The following is an 18,889-nucleotide window of genomic DNA, read 5'->3' on the forward strand; positions in this document are numbered from 1 at the left end:
AGTGGGTCTAGTTCGAGAGCGCGGCGACGAACGATCGTGCGCGGTCGGTGATGTCGGTCCAGTTGCCTGCCGCGACGCTGGACGGTGGGACGACGCTGGTGCCCGCGCACACGGCCAGCGCGCCGGCGTCGAGGAACTGGCGGGCGTTGGAATCGTTGATCCCACCCGACGGCAGGAGTTCGACGCCGGGATACGGGCCGTGCAGGTCCGACAGGTAGTCGGGGCCGAGCCGCTTGGCGGGGAAGATCTTCACCGCGGCCGAGCCGAGGTCGACGGCCATGGCCACCTCGGTGGGGGTGAACGCGCCGAGGAAGACGGGAACCGACCGTCCCGTCGCGACTTTCGCGACGTCCGGTCGAATGCCGGGGGTGACGAGGAACCGGGCGCCGGCGTCGATCGCGGCGGCGGCCTGATCGCCAGTCATCACGGTTCCGACGCCGAGGATGCTGCCTGCCGCGGCTGCGGCGTCGGCGGCGCGACCGAGATGATGGAGCACATCGGGCGTGGTGAACGTCAGCTCGACCGTCCGGATTCCGCCCTCGGCGAGGGCGTGGCACAGGTCCGCGGCGTCGGGGATGGTCTCCGCTCGCACCACCGTCAGTACCCGGTCGGCACGCAAAATGTCGATCTCGGTCATCGAACTGCTCCTCCTTCTTCGCGGCGCAACGATCTTCCGGCGGTCGCGCCGGTCAGGCGGCCGTCCTCGAGGGCGAGGCGGCCACGAACGAATACGTGGGTGATACCGGCCGCCGCCTGGCGCGGCTGCGCGTAGGTCGCGGTGTCGCTGACCGTCTCCGGATCGAAGAGCACGAGGTCGGCGGCGTAGCCGCGGCGGACGAAGCCGCGATCGACCAGCCGCAACCGCGTCGCGGCTCGGCCGCTGAGGTGACCGACGCACTCCTCGAGGGACATCAGACCGAGGTCGCGGCTGTAGTGCCCGAGGTAGCGTGCGAACGTTCCCCACCCGCGCGGGTGCGGTTTCGCGCCGACCAGCAGTCCGTCGCTGCCGCCGGTGTGCCGGGGGTGCTGCATGATCGCGCGCACGTTCTCCTCGTGGCCGACGTGTTGCAGGATGCCGCTGCCGAGTTGGTCGCGGATCAGGATGTCGACGCACACGTCGAAGGGGTCGCGGTTCTCGGCGGCGGCGATGTCCGCGACGGTCTTCCCGACGTAGTCGTCGAGTTCCGCGTTCTGCACGCCGCTGATCTCGAGCGTGTGCCACTCGGCGATCACCCCGTGGCAGCCGTCGGAGCCGGTGACCTCGAGATGCTCCCGGATGCGTTCGAGGGCAATCGGATCCCGGAGTCGATCGAGCGTCTGTTCCATGCTGCCCGCCGACGCCCAGCTGGGCAGGATCGCCGACAGCGTGGTGGCGCCGGGAAGATAGGGGTAGGTGTCGAGGCTGATATCCGCGCCCGCGGATTCGGCCGTGTCGAGCAGGGCCAGCAGTTCCGGGGCGCGGCCCTTGTTGGGTCCGAAGTTCAGCGTGGCGTGGGCGAGATGCAGAGCGCACCCGGCCCGCGACGTCAGGTCGACCATCTCGGCGTAGGCCTCCATGGCGCCGGCGCCGTAGGACCGGTGGTGCGGGGAGAAGTAGCCGCCGTACTCGGCGACGGTCCGGCACAGTGCCAGCAACTCCTCGTTGTCCGCGTACATCCCCGGCGTGTAGGTCAGCCCCGCGGACAACCCGACGGCACCCTCCGCCATCGACTGCGCCACGATCCGCTGCATTTCCTCGATCTCCGACGGTGTCGCCGGCCGGTCGTCCCAGCCGACCACCAGCGCCCGGACGACCCCGTGCGGGACGAGATACGCGACGTTGGTGGCGATACCGCGGTCGAGTCGGTCGAGGTATTCGCCGACGCTCCGCCAGGAGAAGTCGAAATCCGAGGGATCGGTGTTCCACCCCGCGATCTTGCGCCGGACCACCGCGAGCACGTCGTCGGTGACGGGTGCGTAGGACAGCCCGTCCTGCCCGAGTACCTCGGTGGTGACGCCCTGGGTGATCCGCGACGGGTGCTCGGGGTTCAGCAGGATCTGCAGATCCGAGTGGGCGTGCATGTCGATGAAACCGGGCGCGAGCACCAGGCCGTCGGCGTCGATCACCCGATCCGCGCGAGGGCATCCGGTCTCGGAGTGATCTGCCTCGGGCCGGATTTCGGCGATCCGGTCTCCGTCGACGAGCACGTCGGCGCGGTACCGCGGCGCCTCCGAACCGTCGACGACGGTGGCGGAACGGATCAGAGTGGTCATGATGTGAGTCCTCGGCCGGGGGATCAGAAGAAGGTGCGGATCAGGTCGACGACGACGGGATCGTCGGAGTCGTCGCCGACGACGGGAATCCAGCGCCACTTGTCGAACGCGGTGCACGGGTGGGAGAGACCGAGCCGGACGACGTCCCCGACACGCAGATCGTGTTCGGGCCGTGCGGGATCGAGCCGGAGGAACGCGTGCTGGTCGTTGACGGCGGTCACTTCGGTGCCGTCGAGGGGCCGCGGCGTCGCCCCGAGTTGGCCGGCGACGGCCTGCGCGGTGGGGAGTCCTTCGTCGAACGGGACGTCGCGCTTGCCGGCGTCCAGCAGGGCGAGGCCCGGCTCGGGGCGGGACACCACCCGGGCCCACGTGTGCATCGCCGACGTGAGACGACGCGCCTGCCTGTCTTCGCTGCGGCCGAACGGTGAGATCCCGGTGTAGAAGCCGTCGTCGTGGATGATGTATGCGCCGGCGCGGACCACCACTTTGGTTCTGCCGCCGGCAAGTTCGGCGAGCACCTCGGCGACCACGTCGAAGTAGGCGCTGCCGCCCGCGGTCACGTACACGTTCCGACCCTCGGGGTAGCGACCCTCGGCCTCGAGCCGGCGATGCAGTTCGGCCATCGACCGGAGGTAGGTGCGGACCCGGGTGAGGGATTCCTCGGAGGCGTCGTGTGCGAGGGCGCCCTCGTAACCGGAGACGCCGGCCAACCGCAGTGCGGGGCTCTCGCCGATACGGTCGGCCACCTTCACGGCCTCGGCCACCGAGCGTGCGCCGGTGCGTCCTCCCTCTCCGCCGAGTTCGACGAGCACGGGCAGCGGACGGGCCACCGTGACGTCCGCGAGTGCCGCGGTCATCGCGTCGACCGTCTGCGGGGAGTCGGCCCACATCAGGACTTCGAGTTCCGGGTTCGCGTCCATCTGCTCGGCCAGCCACCGCAGCGCGGTCGGGTCGACGAGCGAGTTCGCGATCTGCACCCGGCGCGCGCCGAATCGCACCGCCACCCGGAGCTGACCGAAGTTCGCGAGCGTGATTCCCCACGCGCCGCTGCGGATCTGCCGGTCCCACAGCACCGGAGACATCGTCGTCTTCCCGTGCGGAGCGAGGTCGACCCCGTGCGCCTCGCACCAGGCCGCCATGGTGTCGAGATTGCCGGCGATGGCCGTCTCGTCGAGGACCATGACGGGTGTGCTGAAGGCGGACAGCCGCGGCTGCGTTCCGAGGAACTCGGTCTTGGTGAGGCCGTTCGCCGCGGAGGGGAGGGCTTTGTCCACGTCGGACAAGCGCAGCTCGTCGAGCTCCGCCAAGGCGCCGGAATCGAGTGTGTCCGGTCCGCTGATCGTCATCGTCGATCCTGTCGTTCGGGTTCTGTGGGGCTGGTCTTCATCGGGGGGGAGGGCCGTGAAGTGCAACGTTGCGCTGTATGCAACGGTGATTGCGTTTTTGAGTCACCTATGTCTAGCATTGGCCTGGGTCATCGTCAACGGTCCGGTGTGGCATGCATCGCCGGGGCGAGGGCTCTCGAAACGCAACTCCAGTGCCGGTCCGAGCAGTCGTAGAGGTAACAAGTGCAGGAATCGACCCCCACCCCCGAGTCCGGTGTCGCGTGCCTCGGTGAGGCGATGGTCCTGGTGGCCCCGGACTCGACACTCCACCTGGCAGGCGCCGAGGCGAACGTCGCCGCCGGGCTCGCCGCGCTGGGTGTCCCCGCCGCCTGGGTCGGACGCCTCGGTGACGACGAGTTCGGCACCCTCATCCGCACCGAACTGCAGGCGCGGGGTGTCGACGTCCGCGCGATCGAGGTCGATCCCGACCGGCCCACCGGGCACTACTCGAAAGCCACCGCCCTCGACGAGCACGGCGAGCCGCGAACGGACAGCCTGTATTCCCGGGCGGGTTCGGCGGCGTCGGCCATGGATCCCGGCTTCCTCGACAGGCCGGCGGTGGCGGACCTGTTCGGCCGCGCCGCCGTGGTCCACTGCAGCGGAATCACACCGGCCCTGTCCGATTCGTGCCTCGCGCTGATGCGGAGACTGCTCCGCGACCGGCCGGGAATCTCCGGTGTGGTCAGCTTCGACGTCAACTGGCGTGAGCAACTGTGGCCGGACGGCGACCCGCGGATGGTCGTGGAACTGGCGAATCTCGCCGATCTGGTTCTCGTCGGCGCGGACGAGGCCCTGCGCGTTCTCGGCACCGCGGATCCGCACGAGTTGCGGCTCATCCTGCCCGCCCCGGCCACCGTCGTCGTCAAGGACGGAGCGCATCGGGCGCTGGCCGTCGATCGCAGTGGCCGCAGTGTGGCTGTTCCGGCGCTCCGCGTCGACGTCGTCGAACCCGTCGGCGCGGGCGATGCCTTCGCCGCCGGATATCTCAGCGGTGTGGTGCGCGGCGAGGATCAGGCGCGGTGCCTGCGCCGCGGACACATCGGTGCCGCCGCCACCCTGACGGTGGCCGCGGACTCGGCGCCACCGCCGCCCGCCGAACTGCTGGACGAGCTGCTCCGGTGCTCCGAATCGGATTGGGCGGCCACGAGCGTCACCGCCAACGGTTTCTCCCCCCGAGAAAGTGGAGTGAACGGATGAGTCAGAGTGTCTCCCGCGCCCTGCACCTGCTGGTGCAACTCGGCAACGGTCCCGCCAATCTCGACCAGCTGGCCGAATCCACCGGGGTCCACAAGACCACCGTGCTGCGGCTGCTGCGAACGCTGTCCGACGAGCGGTTCACGTTCCGCGACAACAGCAACCAGTACCACCTCGGTTCCCGCATCTTCGAGCTCGCCGCGCAGGCCACCGATCAGCGGGAAGTCCGGCGCATCGCGTCACCGCACCTCGTCGCGTTCAACCGCGAATACGGGCGCACCACACACCTCGCGGCGATGGAGGGCGGTGACGTGGTGTACATCGACAAACTCGAATCGCACGACCAGATCAGGATGTACTCGCGAATCGGACTGCGCGCCAACCTCAATTCCACCGCGGTCGCGAAGGTGATCCTCGCCGACCTGCCGGATTCGGAACTGCGGCCCATCGTCGACTCGATGGACTTCTCGGCCCGCACCGCCAACACGATCACGACGCCCGAACGCTACCTCGACGAGATCCGCATGGTCCGGGAGCAGGGCTGGGCGCACGATCAGGAGGAGAACGAGCCGTCCGTCAACTGCATCGGGGTGCCCATCCGCGGCGCGTCCGGCCGCGTCGTCGCCGCCGTCTCCGTCTCGGTGCCCGACGTCGTGCTCAGTTACGAACGCGTCCTCGACCTGCTCGAACCCCTTCAGGCCGTGGGGGCGCGGATCTCCCGCGACTGTGGATACCGCGCCCAGCCCTGACCGTCCCCCGTCCACCCGAAAAGTAACGACACACAGGAGAATCGATATGTCCGACACCACCGTCATCCGCACCGAAGGCGCCCCCGCCCCCGCGCACACGTTCAGCCAGGGCATCAAGAAGGGCAACATGCTCCAGGTGTCGGGGCAGGGTCCCATGGACCCCGTCACCAACAAGTACATCGCGGAGGGCGACGTGCGCGAGCAGACCCGTCGCACCCTCGAGAACGTCAAGGCGATCCTCGAAGCCGGCGGCGCGAGCGTGGAGGACGTGCTGATGTTCCGCGTCTACCTCACCACCCGGGACGACTTCGCCGCGATGAACGACGTGTACGGAGAGTTCATTGCGGCGAACGTGCCGAGCGGACAGCTGCCGTGCCGGACCACGGTGTTCGTCGACCTCCCGCACGAGGTCATGCTCGTCGAGATCGACGCGCTGGCAGTGACCGGCTAGGTCGCTACGCGGTGACGAGGTGCCGGCAGCTCATCCGCGGCGACATGGGCAGCTCGGTGAAGACGGGCTCGGACGTGTCCGCCGTCGGCACCTCCAGGTAGAGGTGGCTGCCGTCCGCCACGACCCCCTGCGGTTGCAGGCCGATCAGCTTGGCCACCACGTACGTGGCGCTCAGGCTGGTGACGTCGCGGATGATGCCGAGCCGCAGCAACGACCGCGTCTCGGCGATCGCCTCCTGCTCCCCGGCCCGCAGGACCAGCCGCAGCCCGGGCGACAGGGCCTGCGCGGCCACGGACACCGCGATGTTGTCCAGGTCGTCGGAGCCGACGGCGGCCAGCGCGAGGGCGCGGCCCACGCCCAGTCGCTCGAGGAGTTCACGGTCGCCGCCGTGCCCGACGACGGTCGGGATGTTCATCGACCGCACGAGCCGGAGGTTCTTGGCGTGGGGGTCGCGTTCGACGCCCACCACCGCGACACCGAGGGCCTGTAGCTCCCGGCACAGCCGGAGCCCGACCTGGCCGAGGCCCACCACGATGACGTGACCCGAGCGGGGCAGGACGCGGCTGCCCACCAGCCCGACCAGCCGGGGGCCGAGCAGGCGCTCGATGATTCCGGCGGTGAACATGGCCGTGAAGACGACGGTGAACAGCATCGCCACCGAGGCGAACACCGCGTAGGCGGGGCTGCCGTGGGTATCGGTTCCCGGGCCCACGGTGGTCACCACCCGCACCGCCTCGTTGAACGCGTCGAGCGGTGCCACGTGCTGGCCGAGCATCAGCCACAGCCAGTCGGCGAACAGGACCGCCAGGAGTCCCGCGAGCCCACCGAGCAGGATGCGCGTGCCGATGTCGTGCGACCGCAACAGTCCGGTTGCGCCGGTCGCCGCGGTGCGCCACCAGTTCCGCCGGGGCAGGTCGACGTGCGCGCCCTCGGGGTGGCCGTCGATCATGCGGACCGTCAGCATGTGCTCGCCCGCGTGCCGGGCCGCGACGAGTTCGGGTTCCAGGCACGGACCGGCGAGCGTCGGTGCGGCCAGGTCTGCCGGTGACGTCACCTCGCACTGCGGGAGCAGCTGTGACAGCTGGTCCGCGACCGTGCGGTCGAAGATCGTCACCACCAACGGGATCGACGCCGAGATGTGCGCCGCGGCCAGCGCGTAGCGCAGCGCGACGACGTCGTCCCGCACCAGTACGGCCATACCGCAAGGTTCGTCCGCCATCGCCAGGCGGAGCTCGTCGTCGTCGGGGGCGACGAGATGGCGTACGTGAAAGTCCCTTTCGCGGAGGGATGCACAGACCCGTCGGGCCACGGTGGTTTCGCCGATGACGAGATATGAGTCGTTCACGTGTGGTCCTTCCGGCTCGGGATCACGAGAGCGTACCCGAGAAGAACCGCAGATCCCACACGAGAATGTGTACCGGTCAGTATCCTGAGATTTCCTGGAACACGTTACCGGCCAATGTTTTTCCGATCCCGGTGCCCTACTCGTCGGTAGGGCCCTGGACCGCGACCAGGGGCAGCCGCGACTCCGCACGGGAACACCGCTTCGGCGTCCGTGGTTGGGTGAGACATGACCCTCGATGCGAATGACGACCGGCGCCCCCTTCTCGACCTCGTCGCCGCACACAACCGTGCGGTCCTCGCGACGATCAAACGCGACGGGCGCCCGCAATTGTCCAACGTGATCTATGCCTGGGACCCCGGCACGCAGACCGCGAGGGTGTCGGTGACGGCGGATCGGGCCAAGACCCGGAACGCCGCCCGCGACCCGCGGGTCTCGCTGCACGTCAGCGCGACCGACTTCTGGAGCTACGCGGTCGTGGAGGGAGACGCGGAACTGAGCGCGGTCGCGGCCGATCCGCACGACGCGGCGGCGGACGAGCTCGTCGACGTGTTCCGGCTCGCGTCCGGAAAAGAGCACGACGACTGGGAAGAGTTCCGCCGCGCGATGGTGTCCGAGCACCGGCAGGTACTCCGGGTCCGCGCGACGAAGGTGTACGGCATGGCCCAGTTGCCCTGAGTGTGCGAAACGTAGCTGTGGCAGCCGGTCGGAGCCGGTGGGACGATTGAGTCATGCGCAGGAGACGGTGGCCGGCGGCACCGCCGCCTGCCACGGAGGGAATTGTGGTGCACGGGCCGGTGGAGCTCGTGACGAGCCGCGACCTGAGCCTGAGACTGGCGGAGGTCGTCGCGCACCCGACGGGCATGCTGCTGCGCGTCGAGCTGACGGCGAGAGGCAGATCCGCTGATCTCGCGCGGCACGAGACGCGTCCGCTGGACGATCCCGACGACCCGTCGGCGCGGTGGTCGTATCTCGCGGTGAACGTGCAGGTCGACGACATGGAGGGCGTCGCCGATCCACGCCACCCGCATTCGACGTCGAAGACCGACGCCGCGGAGGCGTCCGAATATCACTCCGCGCCGCACTACTGGATCAGCGACTACCCGGAGTCGGGGACGATCACACTGACCGCGGGGTGGAAGGAAATAGGACTTCTGCCGAGAACCCGGACGATCACTCTCGGCCCGAATCCGAGTATGCGACCCGCCCGCTAGTCGTCGCGGGTAGACATACGAAGGTGCCCTTCGGCGCCGTGGGAGCGCCGAAGGGCACCTTCGCCCTGCGAGGGGAACGCAGATCAGGGCAGGGAAACCCAGGTGCCGAAGAACCAGAATCCGTGCGGGCTCGGCGCGGGGGTCTGCTGCTGTGGAGCGTGCTGCTGCTGAGGCTGCGGCGCCTGCTGCTGCTGGGCCGGGGCGGGGTTGTGGCCCACCGGGTCGGCGCTGGCAACGCCGGCTCCGATGCCGAGGGCTGCGAGGGCGATGCCACCGGTTGCGACGGCCTTGGTCACGACGGACTTCATGCGGTTCCTCCTGGAACGTATCGGATGCGGTGTCAGAACTTCCTGACACAGATCAGAGTGCTCCCCGTCCCTGCCGCAACTCTTCGCTCAGCCTGTCAATCGCCTGGGTGTCAGCGAGGCTGCTCCGCCAGTTTGGCGGCGATCACGCCGTTGAGCCGTTGCAGACCGCTCGGAGTGATGCCGTGGATCTGCCCCTCGATACTGCGCACGACATGCGTGTCGCTGAGGACCTTCTCACTCGACTGGATCAGAACCGTTCCGGCGCCGGTGAAGTCGAACTGCCGTTCCTCCCCGGAGTTGATTCCCATCATGTGGGCGCCCGCCGCGAGGAAGTTGCTGATCCACCCCTGGTCGTAATGGTGACTCGGGGACGGGCAGTCGGCCCACCCGACGAGCGCCTCCGGATCGATCCGCAGCGGCGGCTCGGCGAACATCACCGGGCCGTTGGACGACGCCAGGAACTTGCCGGTCCCGATGAGCGTCAGGAATCCCGGCACGATGGACTGGTTCAGGGCCAGACCCGGTTCGAACGCAAGGAGATTCGACGCCCGGATGGTGAGGTTGCCGTCGTCGAGGTCGTACGAGTTGATGTCGTAACCGCGGTCGCCGATGATCAGTTTCCCGAATCCTTCGGCCACCGCATAGTCGCCCATGTACAGCGGTGCGGAGAACTGGTTGGCGACCATGTGCAGTGCGGCGCCGTGCAATCCGTGGGTCAGGGCCTGGAACTGCATCTGCCCGTAATAGGCGATCATCGCACCCTTGCGGATGAACCAGGGCGCGGTGAGGTCGATGCAGAATGCGTAGCTGTTGTCGGGAATGTTGTCGCTGGCGCCGAGAGTCGACGGATTGTGGATGGCGGTCACAGTTTCTCCTCCGAAGCCTGAACGTAGACGATGCCCTGACCCGTGCACTGCAATTGCATTGCTTCCCCGACCCCGCGACCCATGGCCTCACGCCAGCCGACGGCGGATTTCAGTTCCACCTGGACGCTCCCGTACGTGCCGACGAAAGCGTCGGGGTCGACGAACACCGGATTCGGGCCGCCGACAGGGAGTTCGATGAAGCCGCCGTGTGCGAGCAGCACCGCCGACCCGTACCCGGACAACTGCGTGGTGAACATTCCGGTACCGGAGAGGGCGCCTGCCGCCGCGCCGCGTAGGGCGCCGAGCATGCCGCGTCCGCCGCCACCACCGCCCTGACTCGTCACGGAGATCACCGAACTCTGCAGTCCCGCATTGTGCGCGAGCAGCCGGGACGCCTCGACGCACAGCGCGCCACCCTGCGACATGTCGACGACATGCACCTCGAGTCCGGCGTGACCGTAGTGCACCTCGCCCTGCCCCTGCGCGAGCATCGTGCGTTCGTGCTCGCCCTGCATCATGCGTCCGGCCATCCGGGTGAATCCACCCATGCCCGCCATCGACTGGGAACCCGGCACCTGATGCGGTGAGAACTGCACCTGACCCGTGTAGAACAACATCGCACCCGTGCGCGCCACCACACCGCCTGCGGCGCCGACGTCGACCTTGACGACCTTCGAGTTCACTTTCGAGAAGACCATGGGGCTCACCGCTCTGCCGGTTGAATGGAGACGACGCCGTGACCGTCCCACTTGAGGGAGAAGGCCTCACCGTTGCCCTGGCCGACGGCGCTGCGCCACGACACGTCGGTCACGAACGACTGTGTCACCTGCCCGCGCGCCGAGACGAACGCGTCGGGATCGACCACCAGCGGGTACTGCGGCGACACCTCGAGGTGGATGAGTGGCCCGCCCGCCGACAGCAGTGCCACCTGACCCTGGCCGGAGACGGTCGTGGTGAACAGGCCCTGACCGCCGACCCCGCCGCGTAGTCCGGTGAACGTGACGTTGGTGTTCAGGTTGCCGCTCAAGGCGAGCAGCTGCTGCGATTCCACCTGCAGGGTCTCGTTCGCCAGGTCGACGACGGAGACGTACTGACCGCCCACCGCGAGGTACACGACACCGTGGCCGGAGCATTCCATCAGCGACAGGGCCTCGCCCGTGGCGCGCCTCTTCATTCCGGCGAGGACCCCGTCACCGCCACCGAAACCTGCCGACTTGAAACTGACATTGCCCTCGTAGGCGATCATCGAACCCTGTATCGCCCGGATGGTGGTTCCGGCGAGCTGCGCCTCCACCACCTTCTTCGACTTGTCGAGCAGCCGCCCCATGGGTGCCCTTTCCAGTGTCGAGCGGCAGTGCCCGTGACCGAGTCACGAGCACTGCCGCTGGATGTGAGTACAGGCAGAACCTAGCCGACGGACACCGGGTCCTGCTCGTCTACGTCGTCTTCCGCTTGGCCCGCCGTCGCGACGGCCTTGCGGTTGCGGACGATGCTGGAGATGAAGGCGGCACCGATCAGGGCGACGCCGACGAGTCCGGTGACGTTCTCGTTGACGTGGTAGCCGATGGACACCAGCAGGATCACGGCCAGTGCGCCGATGGCCCAGTGGGCGCCGTGCTCGAGGTACACGTAGTCCGACAGGGTGCCCTTGCGGACCAGGAACACCGTGATGGACCGGACGAACATCGCGCCGACGAAGCCGAGGCCGAGGGCGATGATGATCGGGTCGGACGTGATCGCGAACGCGCCGATCACACCGTCGAAGGAGAACGACGCGTCGAGGACCTCGAGGTAGAGGAACAGGAAGAACCCGGCCTTACCGGTGGCCTTGGCCAGCTCGGTCGGTCCGCCCTTGGACCCTTCGACCAGTTCTCCGTCTTCGTCTTCCCCCGGAGTGTTGAACAACTCACCGAGACCGTTGACGGCGATGTAGGTGACCATGCCGAGGACGCCCGCGATCATCACCGTGGAGACCGTGTCCGCGGGGGCGATGTACGCGGCGGTGATCAGCAGCAGGGCGCCGGCGATGATGACGGCCAGCTGGTCGAGCTTGCCCGCGCGGGCAAGGGGCTTCTCCAGCCAGGACAGCCAGGTGATCTCCCGCTCTTCCAGGATGAAGCCGAGGAACAGCATCAGCAGGAACATGCCGCCGAACGCCGCGATCTGCGGGTGCGCGTCGGTGAGCAGCGTTTCGTAGCTGGCGCTGCCGTCGGGGAAGTACGCGGCACCGTCGGCAGGCGGGTTGAGAGCCAGGTCGAGGGCGGCGACGGGGCCGAGGCCGGACGCGAGCCACACGATGACGAGGGGGAAGACCAGACGCATACCGAACACCGCGATGACGATGCCGACGGTGAGGAAGATCTTCTGCCAGAACTCGCTCATCCGGCGGAGCACGGTGGCGTTGATGACGGCGTTGTCGAAGGACAGTGAGATCTCGAGGATCGACAGGATCACCACGAGGAGGACGGCCTGGGGGCCTCCGTAGAGCGCCGCGATGATGATGGAAATCACCGTCACGGCGAAGGAGAGACCGAATATTCGCAGAACCACGAAGCGTGGCCTTTCTCTAGTGGGCATGCAGGGTGGCTACTGCAGGTGGACGAGCACCGGGGGAGGGTTTCACGTCAGGGCCGTGAAACCCTCCCCCGGCTGGAGAACGTGACGACTGTCAGACGTTGACGCCGTAGTCGCGGGCGATACCGGCCAGCCCGGACGCGTAGCCCTGGCCGATGGCGCGGAACTTCCACTCCGCACCGTTGCGGTACAGCTCGCCGAAAACCATAGCGGTCTCGGTCGACGCGTCCTCGGACAGGTCGTAGCGGGCGAGCTCGGTGCCGTTGGCCTGGTCGACGACGCGGATGTAGGCGTTGCGGACCTGACCGAACGACTGCGAACGGGTCTCCGCATCGTAGATCGAGACGGGGAACAGGATGCTCTCGATGTTCGCGGGGACCGCCGCCAGGTTGACGTTGATCACCTCGTCGTCGCCCTCGCCCGCACCGGTGGTGTTGTCACCGATGTGCTCGATCGAGCCGTCGGGGGAGCGCAAGTTGTTGAAGAACACGAAGTGCTGGTCCGACACGACCTTCTTGTCGGCGCCCGCACCGATGGCGCTGGCGTCGAGGTCGAAGTCGGTGCCGGTGGTCGAGCGGGCATCCCATCCGAGTCCGACAGCCACCGCGGTCAGGTTCGGCGCCTCCTTCGTGAGAGAAACATTGCCGCCCTTGGTCAAGCTGACGCCCATTCAGGGGTCCTTTCGAGAGGAGGTGGGTGGACCCTCGACAACTGTCGAAGTTCCGGGTTCGTCGTGCAACACCACGATAATGAATTTGTCCGACTTGTCCCATCCCGCGAACTGTCCACAGGTTTGTGCACAGGCAATTCCGGACCACTCGGGGTTGTCGGCCCGACCAGTACGATTCAGGACGTGACGAGCGGATGGGCGGGACGCTTCCGAGGAAGAGCCCGGGGCGACGACTCGGCTCGTCGCGCCCACGACACGATGGTCGCAGCGTTTCTCGATATGGACAACCGGCAGAGCATCGCCGCCGCGGCCGTGGACGCCTCGGACCAGCTGACTCCGGAACGCGGAATCCGGCGGGCCTGGGAACCGGTTCGCGACGGGTGCTACCAGGCCGCGACGGCGTATCTGGCGGCGGAAGACCAATTCGAGAACGTGCAGACACCCGCGGCGGCCGCGGCGTACGAGCAGGTGACGCGGCAGTTGGTGGCGGCGACGCAGTCTCTCGACGAGTTCTATCGCACACATCGGGGCCATCTCGAGGAGTCGACCGCGATGCTGGCGGCCGTACCCCAACTCGCCCAGCAGGCGCTTCAGGTCGCCTCCGCGGCGCAGCAGCGGGTGCAGACCGAGGGCGGCGCGTACGCCGGCTACCCGTCGGTGCGCGACCGGGGAGCGGCGCTCGAGGCCGCGGTCGTGGCGCTGCAGGGCGCCCGTGGCGCCAATCCGGTCCGCGAAGCGGCAGCGCGCGTGCGGGAGGAGTCGGCGGCGCTCGAGAAGGCACTGGCCGCGGCCCCGTCCAAGGAACTGGACGCCGCTCACGCCGTGTCGTCGGTGACGACGAGGATCGCCGCGGTGCAGACGCGGGCGGAACGGCTGGCGCCCGCCTACTCCGCCCTGCTGCGCGAGTTCAACGCGGCCAGTTCGGCGGATCTCGTCCACAACGACCGCGAGAGCCGCAGGCACATCGAGCAGGCGCAAACCGATCTGCAGCAGGCGCAGAAGGCTCTGACCGCCGGAAATCCGGAGGGGGCGCTGGATCTGACCGCCGCCGCGCGGACCCATCTGGTCGACGCCGAGGCGAACGTCGACGGTGTCACCGATCGCCTGCTGTTGCTGCGGGAGGTCCGCGAGAACCCACGGGCCAAGGAGAACGAGATCAGATTTCGCCTCCGCGACGCCCAGATGTTGGCTGTCAATCGTGGTCTCGTGCGGGAATGGGGATCGGTCCTCGACGCTCAGCTCGAGCGGATAGACCGAATTGCAGGGACACTGACCGGGAGGCATCCCGACTACTGGGCGTACGTCGCCCAGCTCGATGCCGTGTCGGCGTTCATCGCCGAGGTGGTTCAGAAGATGAGAGGACACACAGGACAGCGATGACACGGGGGGACGATGAGCATTAGCGAAGAAATGATGCCGGCTGCGGTAAAGCACGTTCGGCACTTCCACCACCTCGATCCCGAGACGCACGGCCGGCTGTTCCTGCACGCTCCGCAGGCTCTCGGGCCGGACGAGGATCGCACGGTGCTGGCCGTCGCGCTGGGCGCGACGCTGTACGTGCCTGCGACGAGGTCCGACCTCGCGGACACGATCCTTCGCCGGTCCGGTGACGGGGTCTGCTCGATGGTCCTGGACCTCGAGGACGCGGTGGCCGACGATCAGGTGGAGGCGGCGCTGCTCAACGCCGTCGACGCGCTCGAGCGGCTCGCCGTCCACGGTGGTGCGCGGATGCAGTTGTTCGTGCGGGTGCGGGCGGCCGAGGACCTTCGGCGGATCGCCGACCTGCTGACCACCGGCGTCGAGGTGTTGTCCGGATTCGTGATCCCCAAGTTCGGTGGTGCGACGGGACGTGCGTTCCTCGACGAGCTGGCCGCGGCGTCGGAGCGGCTCGGCAAGCACCTGTACGCGATGCCGGTGCTCGAATCGCCGGCACTGGTGCACCGGGAGACCCGCGACGACGAACTCGCGAAGATCGGTGAACTGCTCGTCGAACACCGCGAGCGGATCCTCGCCGTGCGCATCGGCGCCACCGACATGTGTGCCACGTTCGGCATCCGCCGCGACCGCGACCTGACGATCTACGACGTGCGGGTGGTCGCGGACGCGATTGCCGGCATCGTCAACTTCCTGGGCCGCGCCGACGACACCGGACACGTCATCACCGGTCCCGTGTGGGAGTACTTCGCCGACCACGAGCGGATGTTCCGGCCGACCCTGCGCGCCACGCCGTTCGAGGAGCACAACGAGGTGCGGTTCCGTCAGCAGCTGGTCAGCCGGGATCTGGACGGTCTGCTGCGGGAAATCGCCCTCGACCGCGCCAACGGCATCCAGGGCAAGACGGTCATCCACCCCACGCACGTCGCGGCCGTGCACGCCCTGTCCGCGGTGACGCACGAGGAGTACCACGATGCGCTCGACATTCTCGGCGCCGAGGGCGTCGGCGGCGTCCAGGCGTCGGGATATCGCAACAAGATGAACGAAATGCGCCCGCACCGCAGCTGGGCCGAGAAGACACTCGTCCGGGCGAAGGTGTTCGGCGTGACAAACGAGGGAATCACGTTCGTGGATCTACTGACTGCACTGGCCGTCCGATGAGCTCACCCACTGCCGTGCGCGCAGTGCCCTGGGCCACGGAACACCTGGGGTTGACGCTCGCCCACGTGGGTTCGGGCACGGGGCTGACCATCCCCGAACTCGTCGAGCCCGGCCTGCGGCGCAACCCGCGTCGTGCCCACCTGCTCGTCTCGACGGTCCTCGGCAAGCACGTGCCCACCGACCCGGGTGCCGTGATCGGCGCGGGCGACCGTCTCGGCGATCTGGTCGCCGACGTTCTCGGACCGGATGCAGATCCCGTGGTGCTCGGATTCGCGGAGACCGCAACAGGTCTGGGGCATTGTGTCGCGGCCCGGCTGCGCGCTCGGTGTTACCTGCACTCCACGCGCCGGGACGTCCCCGAGATCGGGACGTCCGCCGGGTTCGAGGAGGGGCACTCGCACGCGACCAGCCACCAGCTGCAGCCGACGTCCGTCGAGTTGTTCACGGGCGATCGCCCTCTCGTCCTCGTGGACGACGAGATTTCCACCGGCGCCACCGCGGTCGACGCGATCCGCGCGTTGCACCGGCAGAACCCGCGCAGCCGTTACGTCGTGGCGTCGCTCGTCGACATGCGCGAGCAGGGCCACCGGGACGCTGCCGACGCCGCCGCCGCCGAACTGGGGGTGCAGATCGACAGCGTGAGTCTGGCGGTGGGGCGCACCGAGCTTCCCGACGGCCTGATCGACTCGGTCGGTGCCCTTCCGGAACCGGTGCTCAACCCCGTCGGTGAGCGGACCGGGGCCGTCGAGCGCGCCGACATACCGTGGCCCGCAGCGGTTCCGGAAGGTGGCCGGCACGGGTTCCTGCGGGAAGACACCGAGGAGTTCGATGCGGCCGTCGCGTCGGCGGCCGCGGTGCTCCGGGACCGGCTCGATCCGCAGCGCCCGGTGATCGTCGTCGGACACGAAGAGCTGATGTACCTGCCTCTGCGAATTGCGGACGCGCTCGCCACGTCCGGTGTCCGGGTTCGTTTCCAGACGACCACGCGGTCACCCGCCTACGTGCTCGACCAGCCGGGATATCCGCTGCGCCGAGGATTCCGTTTCACAGCGCCCGAGAACGGTGAAGAGCAGCCGCGTTTCGTCTACAACGCCGAGTGGCCGGACGAGGACGCCGTCGTGGTCGCGGTGATCGACGCCGCGGCCGACACCGACCGGCTCACGGCGGCCGGCGGATTCCTCGACGTGCTCACCGCGTCGGGGACGGATGTGCTCCTGGCCGTCGTGTCCGGCGCCGACCCGCGGTCGCTGCGCGCCGCACGTGCGGGAGCGTCGACGTGACGGCGCCGCTGACCGGCCCGGCGTTCGGTTCGTACTCCGCCGACGAGGTGGGCTGGCTGCTCAAAGACCTGTCGCACGTCGACCTCGAAGCCGATGTCGCCGAGCGGGAGCGCCGAATCCAGTCGGGTGAGTCCCACTACGCGGAGACGCTGCCCATCGAGTACCAGCCCGACGCGGAGTACCGCGAGCTGTTCGAGAAGGTGCTGCAGGACAGCTCCATCCGGCTGGCGCGCGCCGTGGGGACGGTCACCGACCTCGTGCTGGCCGAGCGGGGCCGCGACGTCACCCTCGTGTCACTGGCGCGGGCGGGAACCCCGGTGGGTGTGCTCATGCGCCGCTGGGCGCGGGACGTCCACGGGTTGACGCTGCCGCACTACGCCGTCTCCATCGTCCGCGACCGGGGGATCGACGCCGTCGCGCTCGACTACCTTGCGCGTCATCACGACTCGAAGAACGTGGTGTTCGTCGACGGATGGACGGGCAAGGGCGCCATCGCCCGCGAGTTGTCGCAGGCACTCGCCGAGTACCGCGAAGCCGGTGGCGCCGAATTCGACGACGACCTCGCCGTCCTCGCCGATCCCGGGCACTGCGTCCGCACGTTCGGCACCCGCGACGACTTCCTGATCGCCTCCGCGTGCCTGAACTCGACCGTGTCGGGCCTGGTGTCGCGGACCGTCCTCAACGACACACTGATCGGACCCGGCGACTTCCACGGCGCCAAGTTCTACGCGCACCTGGCGGGCGAGGACGTGTCCAATCATCTCCTCGATTCCGTCGGCGCGTCTTTCGGGGACGTACGCGAGCACGTTCCCGGCGACGTCGAGGACCTGCTGCGGTCGGACCGCACCCCCACCTGGGACGGCTGGAAGTCCGTCGAGGCGGTCCGGGAGCAGTACGGGATCTCGAGTGTGAACTTCGTGAAGCCGGGCGTCGGCGAGACCACCCGGGTGCTGCTGCGCCGGGTGCCGTGGCGGGTGCTCGTCCGCGATCTCGACGCCCCGGAGCACGCACACATCCGGCTACTCGCCGCCGCGCGGGCGGTCCCCGTCGAAGAGGTCCCCGGCCTGGCCTATTCGTGTATGGGCCTGATCAAGGATGTGACATGACCGCGCTGATCGCGACCGACCTCGACCGCACCATGATCTACTCGCGCGGGGCCATGGAACTCGCCGTCACCGAGAGTGACGTGGCCGAGCGGCCCGGCGACGAGGACCTCCTCTGCGTCGAGGTGTACGACGGCAAGCCACTGTCCTACGTCACGTCGGCCGCCGAGGCCATGCTGCGGAAGCTCACCGCGTCCGCCGTGGTCGTGCCTACCACCACGCGCACCGTCGCCCAGTTCCAGCGCATCGACCTGCCGGGGGCGCCGTGGCGGTACGCGATCACGACCAACGGCGGCAACATCCTCGTCGACGGGGTGCCCGATGCGGGCTGGCGGTCGGGTGTCGACATCGCGATGGCCGACGGTGGAGCCTCGCTGGTGGAGGTCGGCGCCGAGCTGAGCCGACGCATCGACGACAGCTGGGTGCGTTCGTCCCGGGTGGCCGACGAGTTGTTCTCCTACCTGGTCGTGGACCTCGACGCGATGCCGGCCGGCTTCGTCGAGGAGTGGAACGACTGGTGCGTCGACCGGGGATGGGGGGCCTCCCGGCAGGGCCGCAAGATCTACACGATGCCCGACGCGGTGTGCAAGAGCCGCGCGGTCGCGGAGGTCCGTACGAGGCTCGTCGACGACGGAGTGCTCGCGCCGGAAGCGCCCGTGCTGGCGGCCGGGGACGGGGCCCTCGACGCGACCATGCTCAGTGCCGCCGACGCCGCCATCCGCCCCCGGCACGGCGAACTCGAAACCCTCGACTGGCAGCACCCGACCCTGTCGGTCACCGGAAGCAGCGGTATCGCCGCTGGTGAGGAGATCCTGCGCTGGTTCGCGGACCGTGTCGCGCGGGGTGCGGGGACGACGGCCGTCGGCTCTCTTTTGTAGGTTGTAGGCAAACAGACCAAACGGGAC

Annotated in this window: 20 protein-coding genes; 10 read left to right on the forward strand and 10 right to left on the reverse strand. The window is 68.5% G+C overall.

The genetic code is table 11. From position 1 onward, the window contains the following. Positions 1–7 precede the first annotated feature (7 nt). Genes QM693_RS32645 through QM693_RS32655 form a run of 3 tightly spaced genes read right to left on the reverse strand, consistent with a single transcriptional unit; the run spans position 8 to position 3,599 of the window. Positions 8–637, reverse strand: coding sequence for a bifunctional 4-hydroxy-2-oxoglutarate aldolase/2-dehydro-3-deoxy-phosphogluconate aldolase (locus tag QM693_RS32645; RefSeq protein WP_009475152.1), 630 nt, complete (start codon positions 635–637; stop codon positions 8–10). Next, complete coding sequence (locus QM693_RS32650) at positions 634–2,253, reverse strand: N-acyl-D-amino-acid deacylase family protein (protein WP_283354408.1); 1,620 nt, start codon at positions 2,251–2,253, stop codon at positions 634–636. The genes QM693_RS32645 and QM693_RS32650 overlap by 4 nt, the downstream gene beginning before the upstream one ends. 23 nt (positions 2,254–2,276) lie before the next feature. Beyond that, positions 2,277–3,599 (reverse strand): amino acid deaminase, encoded by a 1,323-nt coding sequence (locus QM693_RS32655; RefSeq protein ID WP_283333761.1) that lies wholly within the window; start codon positions 3,597–3,599, stop codon positions 2,277–2,279. A gap of 222 nt (positions 3,600–3,821) precedes the next feature. Between QM693_RS32655 and QM693_RS32660 the strand changes: the two genes are divergently transcribed. The 3 genes from QM693_RS32660 to QM693_RS32670 are packed head-to-tail and all read left to right on the forward strand — an operon-like array spanning position 3,822 to position 6,032. Continuing rightward, positions 3,822–4,835, forward strand: coding sequence for a sugar kinase (locus QM693_RS32660; RefSeq protein WP_280780528.1), 1,014 nt, complete (start codon positions 3,822–3,824; stop codon positions 4,833–4,835). After that, on the forward strand, positions 4,832–5,581 hold the full coding sequence (locus QM693_RS32665) for an IclR family transcriptional regulator (RefSeq protein ID WP_005251230.1): 750 nt from the start codon (positions 4,832–4,834) through the stop codon (positions 5,579–5,581). The genes QM693_RS32660 and QM693_RS32665 overlap by 4 nt, the downstream gene beginning before the upstream one ends. A gap of 46 nt (positions 5,582–5,627) precedes the next feature. Further along, the gene (locus QM693_RS32670; protein WP_009475147.1) at positions 5,628–6,032 is read left to right on the forward strand and encodes a RidA family protein; all 405 of its coding nucleotides are present in this window, start codon (positions 5,628–5,630) and stop codon (positions 6,030–6,032) included. Between the two features lie 4 nt (positions 6,033–6,036). On the opposite strand, the gene QM693_RS32675 is transcribed toward QM693_RS32670, so the two are convergent. Next, the gene (locus QM693_RS32675; protein ID WP_280780526.1) at positions 6,037–7,377 is read right to left on the reverse strand and encodes a potassium channel family protein; all 1,341 of its coding nucleotides are present in this window, start codon (positions 7,375–7,377) and stop codon (positions 6,037–6,039) included. Positions 7,378–7,602: 225 nt separating this feature from the next. Between QM693_RS32675 and QM693_RS32680 the strand changes: the two genes are divergently transcribed. Continuing rightward, on the forward strand, positions 7,603–8,052 hold the full coding sequence (locus tag QM693_RS32680) for a PPOX class F420-dependent oxidoreductase (protein ID WP_164059794.1): 450 nt from the start codon (positions 7,603–7,605) through the stop codon (positions 8,050–8,052). Positions 8,053–8,105: 53 nt separating this feature from the next. Then, positions 8,106–8,588, forward strand: a complete 483-nt coding sequence (locus QM693_RS32685; RefSeq protein WP_283354409.1) for a hypothetical protein — start codon at positions 8,106–8,108, stop codon at positions 8,586–8,588. An 83-nt stretch (positions 8,589–8,671) separates the two neighbouring features. Here the strand turns inward: QM693_RS32685 and QM693_RS32690 are convergent, their stop codons facing one another. The 6 genes from QM693_RS32690 to QM693_RS32715 all read right to left on the reverse strand — a co-directional run bounded on the left by QM693_RS32690 (position 8,672) and on the right by QM693_RS32715 (position 13,006). After that, positions 8,672–8,896, reverse strand: coding sequence for a hypothetical protein (locus tag QM693_RS32690; protein ID WP_280780523.1), 225 nt, complete (start codon positions 8,894–8,896; stop codon positions 8,672–8,674). Positions 8,897–9,006: 110 nt separating this feature from the next. Beyond that, positions 9,007–9,762, reverse strand: a complete 756-nt coding sequence (locus tag QM693_RS32695; RefSeq protein WP_011595185.1) for an AIM24 family protein — start codon at positions 9,760–9,762, stop codon at positions 9,007–9,009. Beyond that, complete coding sequence (locus QM693_RS32700; protein ID WP_271209559.1) at positions 9,759–10,460, reverse strand: AIM24 family protein; 702 nt, start codon at positions 10,458–10,460, stop codon at positions 9,759–9,761. The genes QM693_RS32695 and QM693_RS32700 overlap by 4 nt, the downstream gene beginning before the upstream one ends. Before the next feature lie 5 nt (positions 10,461–10,465). Further along, positions 10,466–11,089, reverse strand: a complete 624-nt coding sequence (locus QM693_RS32705) for an AIM24 family protein (protein ID WP_280780522.1) — start codon at positions 11,087–11,089, stop codon at positions 10,466–10,468. An 80-nt stretch (positions 11,090–11,169) separates the two neighbouring features. Further along, a complete protein-coding gene (locus QM693_RS32710; RefSeq protein ID WP_280780618.1) occupies positions 11,170–12,312 on the reverse strand; it encodes a DUF475 domain-containing protein in 1,143 nt (380 codons plus the stop codon). Between the two features lie 118 nt (positions 12,313–12,430). Further along, on the reverse strand, positions 12,431–13,006 hold the full coding sequence (locus tag QM693_RS32715) for a TerD family protein (protein WP_005251244.1): 576 nt from the start codon (positions 13,004–13,006) through the stop codon (positions 12,431–12,433). Positions 13,007–13,264: 258 nt separating this feature from the next. Here QM693_RS32715 and QM693_RS32720 point away from each other — a divergent pair, with 258 nt between their 5' ends. From QM693_RS32720 to QM693_RS32740, 5 genes are read left to right on the forward strand one after another with little or no spacing between them, the layout of a single operon-like run. Beyond that, positions 13,265–14,386, forward strand: a complete 1,122-nt coding sequence (locus QM693_RS32720) for a hypothetical protein (protein WP_283333941.1) — start codon at positions 13,265–13,267, stop codon at positions 14,384–14,386. A gap of 30 nt (positions 14,387–14,416) precedes the next feature. Beyond that, on the forward strand, positions 14,417–15,601 hold the full coding sequence (locus tag QM693_RS32725) for an HpcH/HpaI aldolase/citrate lyase family protein (protein WP_502942692.1): 1,185 nt from the start codon (positions 14,417–14,419) through the stop codon (positions 15,599–15,601). After that, on the forward strand, positions 15,598–16,881 hold the full coding sequence (locus QM693_RS32730; RefSeq protein WP_283354411.1) for a phosphoribosyltransferase family protein: 1,284 nt from the start codon (positions 15,598–15,600) through the stop codon (positions 16,879–16,881). The genes QM693_RS32725 and QM693_RS32730 overlap by 4 nt, the downstream gene beginning before the upstream one ends. Then, positions 16,878–17,987, forward strand: coding sequence for a cysteine protease StiP family protein (locus QM693_RS32735; RefSeq protein WP_283333772.1), 1,110 nt, complete (start codon positions 16,878–16,880; stop codon positions 17,985–17,987). Before QM693_RS32730 ends, QM693_RS32735 begins: the two co-directional genes overlap by 4 nt. Continuing rightward, on the forward strand, positions 17,984–18,862 hold the full coding sequence (locus QM693_RS32740) for an HAD family hydrolase (protein ID WP_280780518.1): 879 nt from the start codon (positions 17,984–17,986) through the stop codon (positions 18,860–18,862). Before QM693_RS32735 ends, QM693_RS32740 begins: the two co-directional genes overlap by 4 nt. Positions 18,863–18,889: the final 27 nt, after the last annotated feature.

The sequence above is a fragment of the Rhodococcus sp. IEGM 1305 genome (assembly GCF_030058635.1).
In the GTDB taxonomy this organism is placed as follows: domain Bacteria; phylum Actinomycetota; class Actinomycetes; order Mycobacteriales; family Mycobacteriaceae; genus Rhodococcus_F; species Rhodococcus_F opacus_D.

Bases quoted from the DNA above. Each gene is read 5' to 3' on its own strand.
- QM693_RS32715 (WP_005251244.1), bottom strand. From the start codon at position 13,006: ATGGGCGTCAGCTTGACCAAGGGCGGCAATGTTTCTCTCACGAAGGAG.
- QM693_RS32670 (WP_009475147.1), top strand. From the start codon at position 5,628: ATGTCCGACACCACCGTCATCCGCACCGAAGGCGCCCCCGCCCCCGCG.
- QM693_RS32680 (WP_164059794.1), top strand. From the start codon at position 7,603: ATGACCCTCGATGCGAATGACGACCGGCGCCCCCTTCTCGACCTCGTC.
- QM693_RS32700 (WP_271209559.1), bottom strand. From the start codon at position 10,460: ATGGTCTTCTCGAAAGTGAACTCGAAGGTCGTCAAGGTCGACGTCGGC.
- QM693_RS32665 (WP_005251230.1), top strand. From the start codon at position 4,832: ATGAGTCAGAGTGTCTCCCGCGCCCTGCACCTGCTGGTGCAACTCGGC.
- QM693_RS32705 (WP_280780522.1), bottom strand. From the start codon at position 11,089: ATGGGGCGGCTGCTCGACAAGTCGAAGAAGGTGGTGGAGGCGCAGCTC.
- QM693_RS32645 (WP_009475152.1), bottom strand. From the start codon at position 637: ATGACCGAGATCGACATTTTGCGTGCCGACCGGGTACTGACGGTGGTG.
- QM693_RS32730 (WP_283354411.1), top strand. From the start codon at position 15,598: ATGAGCTCACCCACTGCCGTGCGCGCAGTGCCCTGGGCCACGGAACAC.
- QM693_RS32655 (WP_283333761.1), bottom strand. From the start codon at position 3,599: ATGACGATCAGCGGACCGGACACACTCGATTCCGGCGCCTTGGCGGAG.
- QM693_RS32720 (WP_283333941.1), top strand. From the start codon at position 13,265: ATGGTCGCAGCGTTTCTCGATATGGACAACCGGCAGAGCATCGCCGCC.
- QM693_RS32685 (WP_283354409.1), top strand. From the start codon at position 8,106: ATGCGCAGGAGACGGTGGCCGGCGGCACCGCCGCCTGCCACGGAGGGA.
- QM693_RS32725 (WP_502942692.1), top strand. From the start codon at position 14,417: ATGATGCCGGCTGCGGTAAAGCACGTTCGGCACTTCCACCACCTCGAT.
- QM693_RS32690 (WP_280780523.1), bottom strand. From the start codon at position 8,896: ATGAAGTCCGTCGTGACCAAGGCCGTCGCAACCGGTGGCATCGCCCTC.
- QM693_RS32740 (WP_280780518.1), top strand. From the start codon at position 17,984: ATGACCGCGCTGATCGCGACCGACCTCGACCGCACCATGATCTACTCG.
- QM693_RS32650 (WP_283354408.1), bottom strand. From the start codon at position 2,253: ATGACCACTCTGATCCGTTCCGCCACCGTCGTCGACGGTTCGGAGGCG.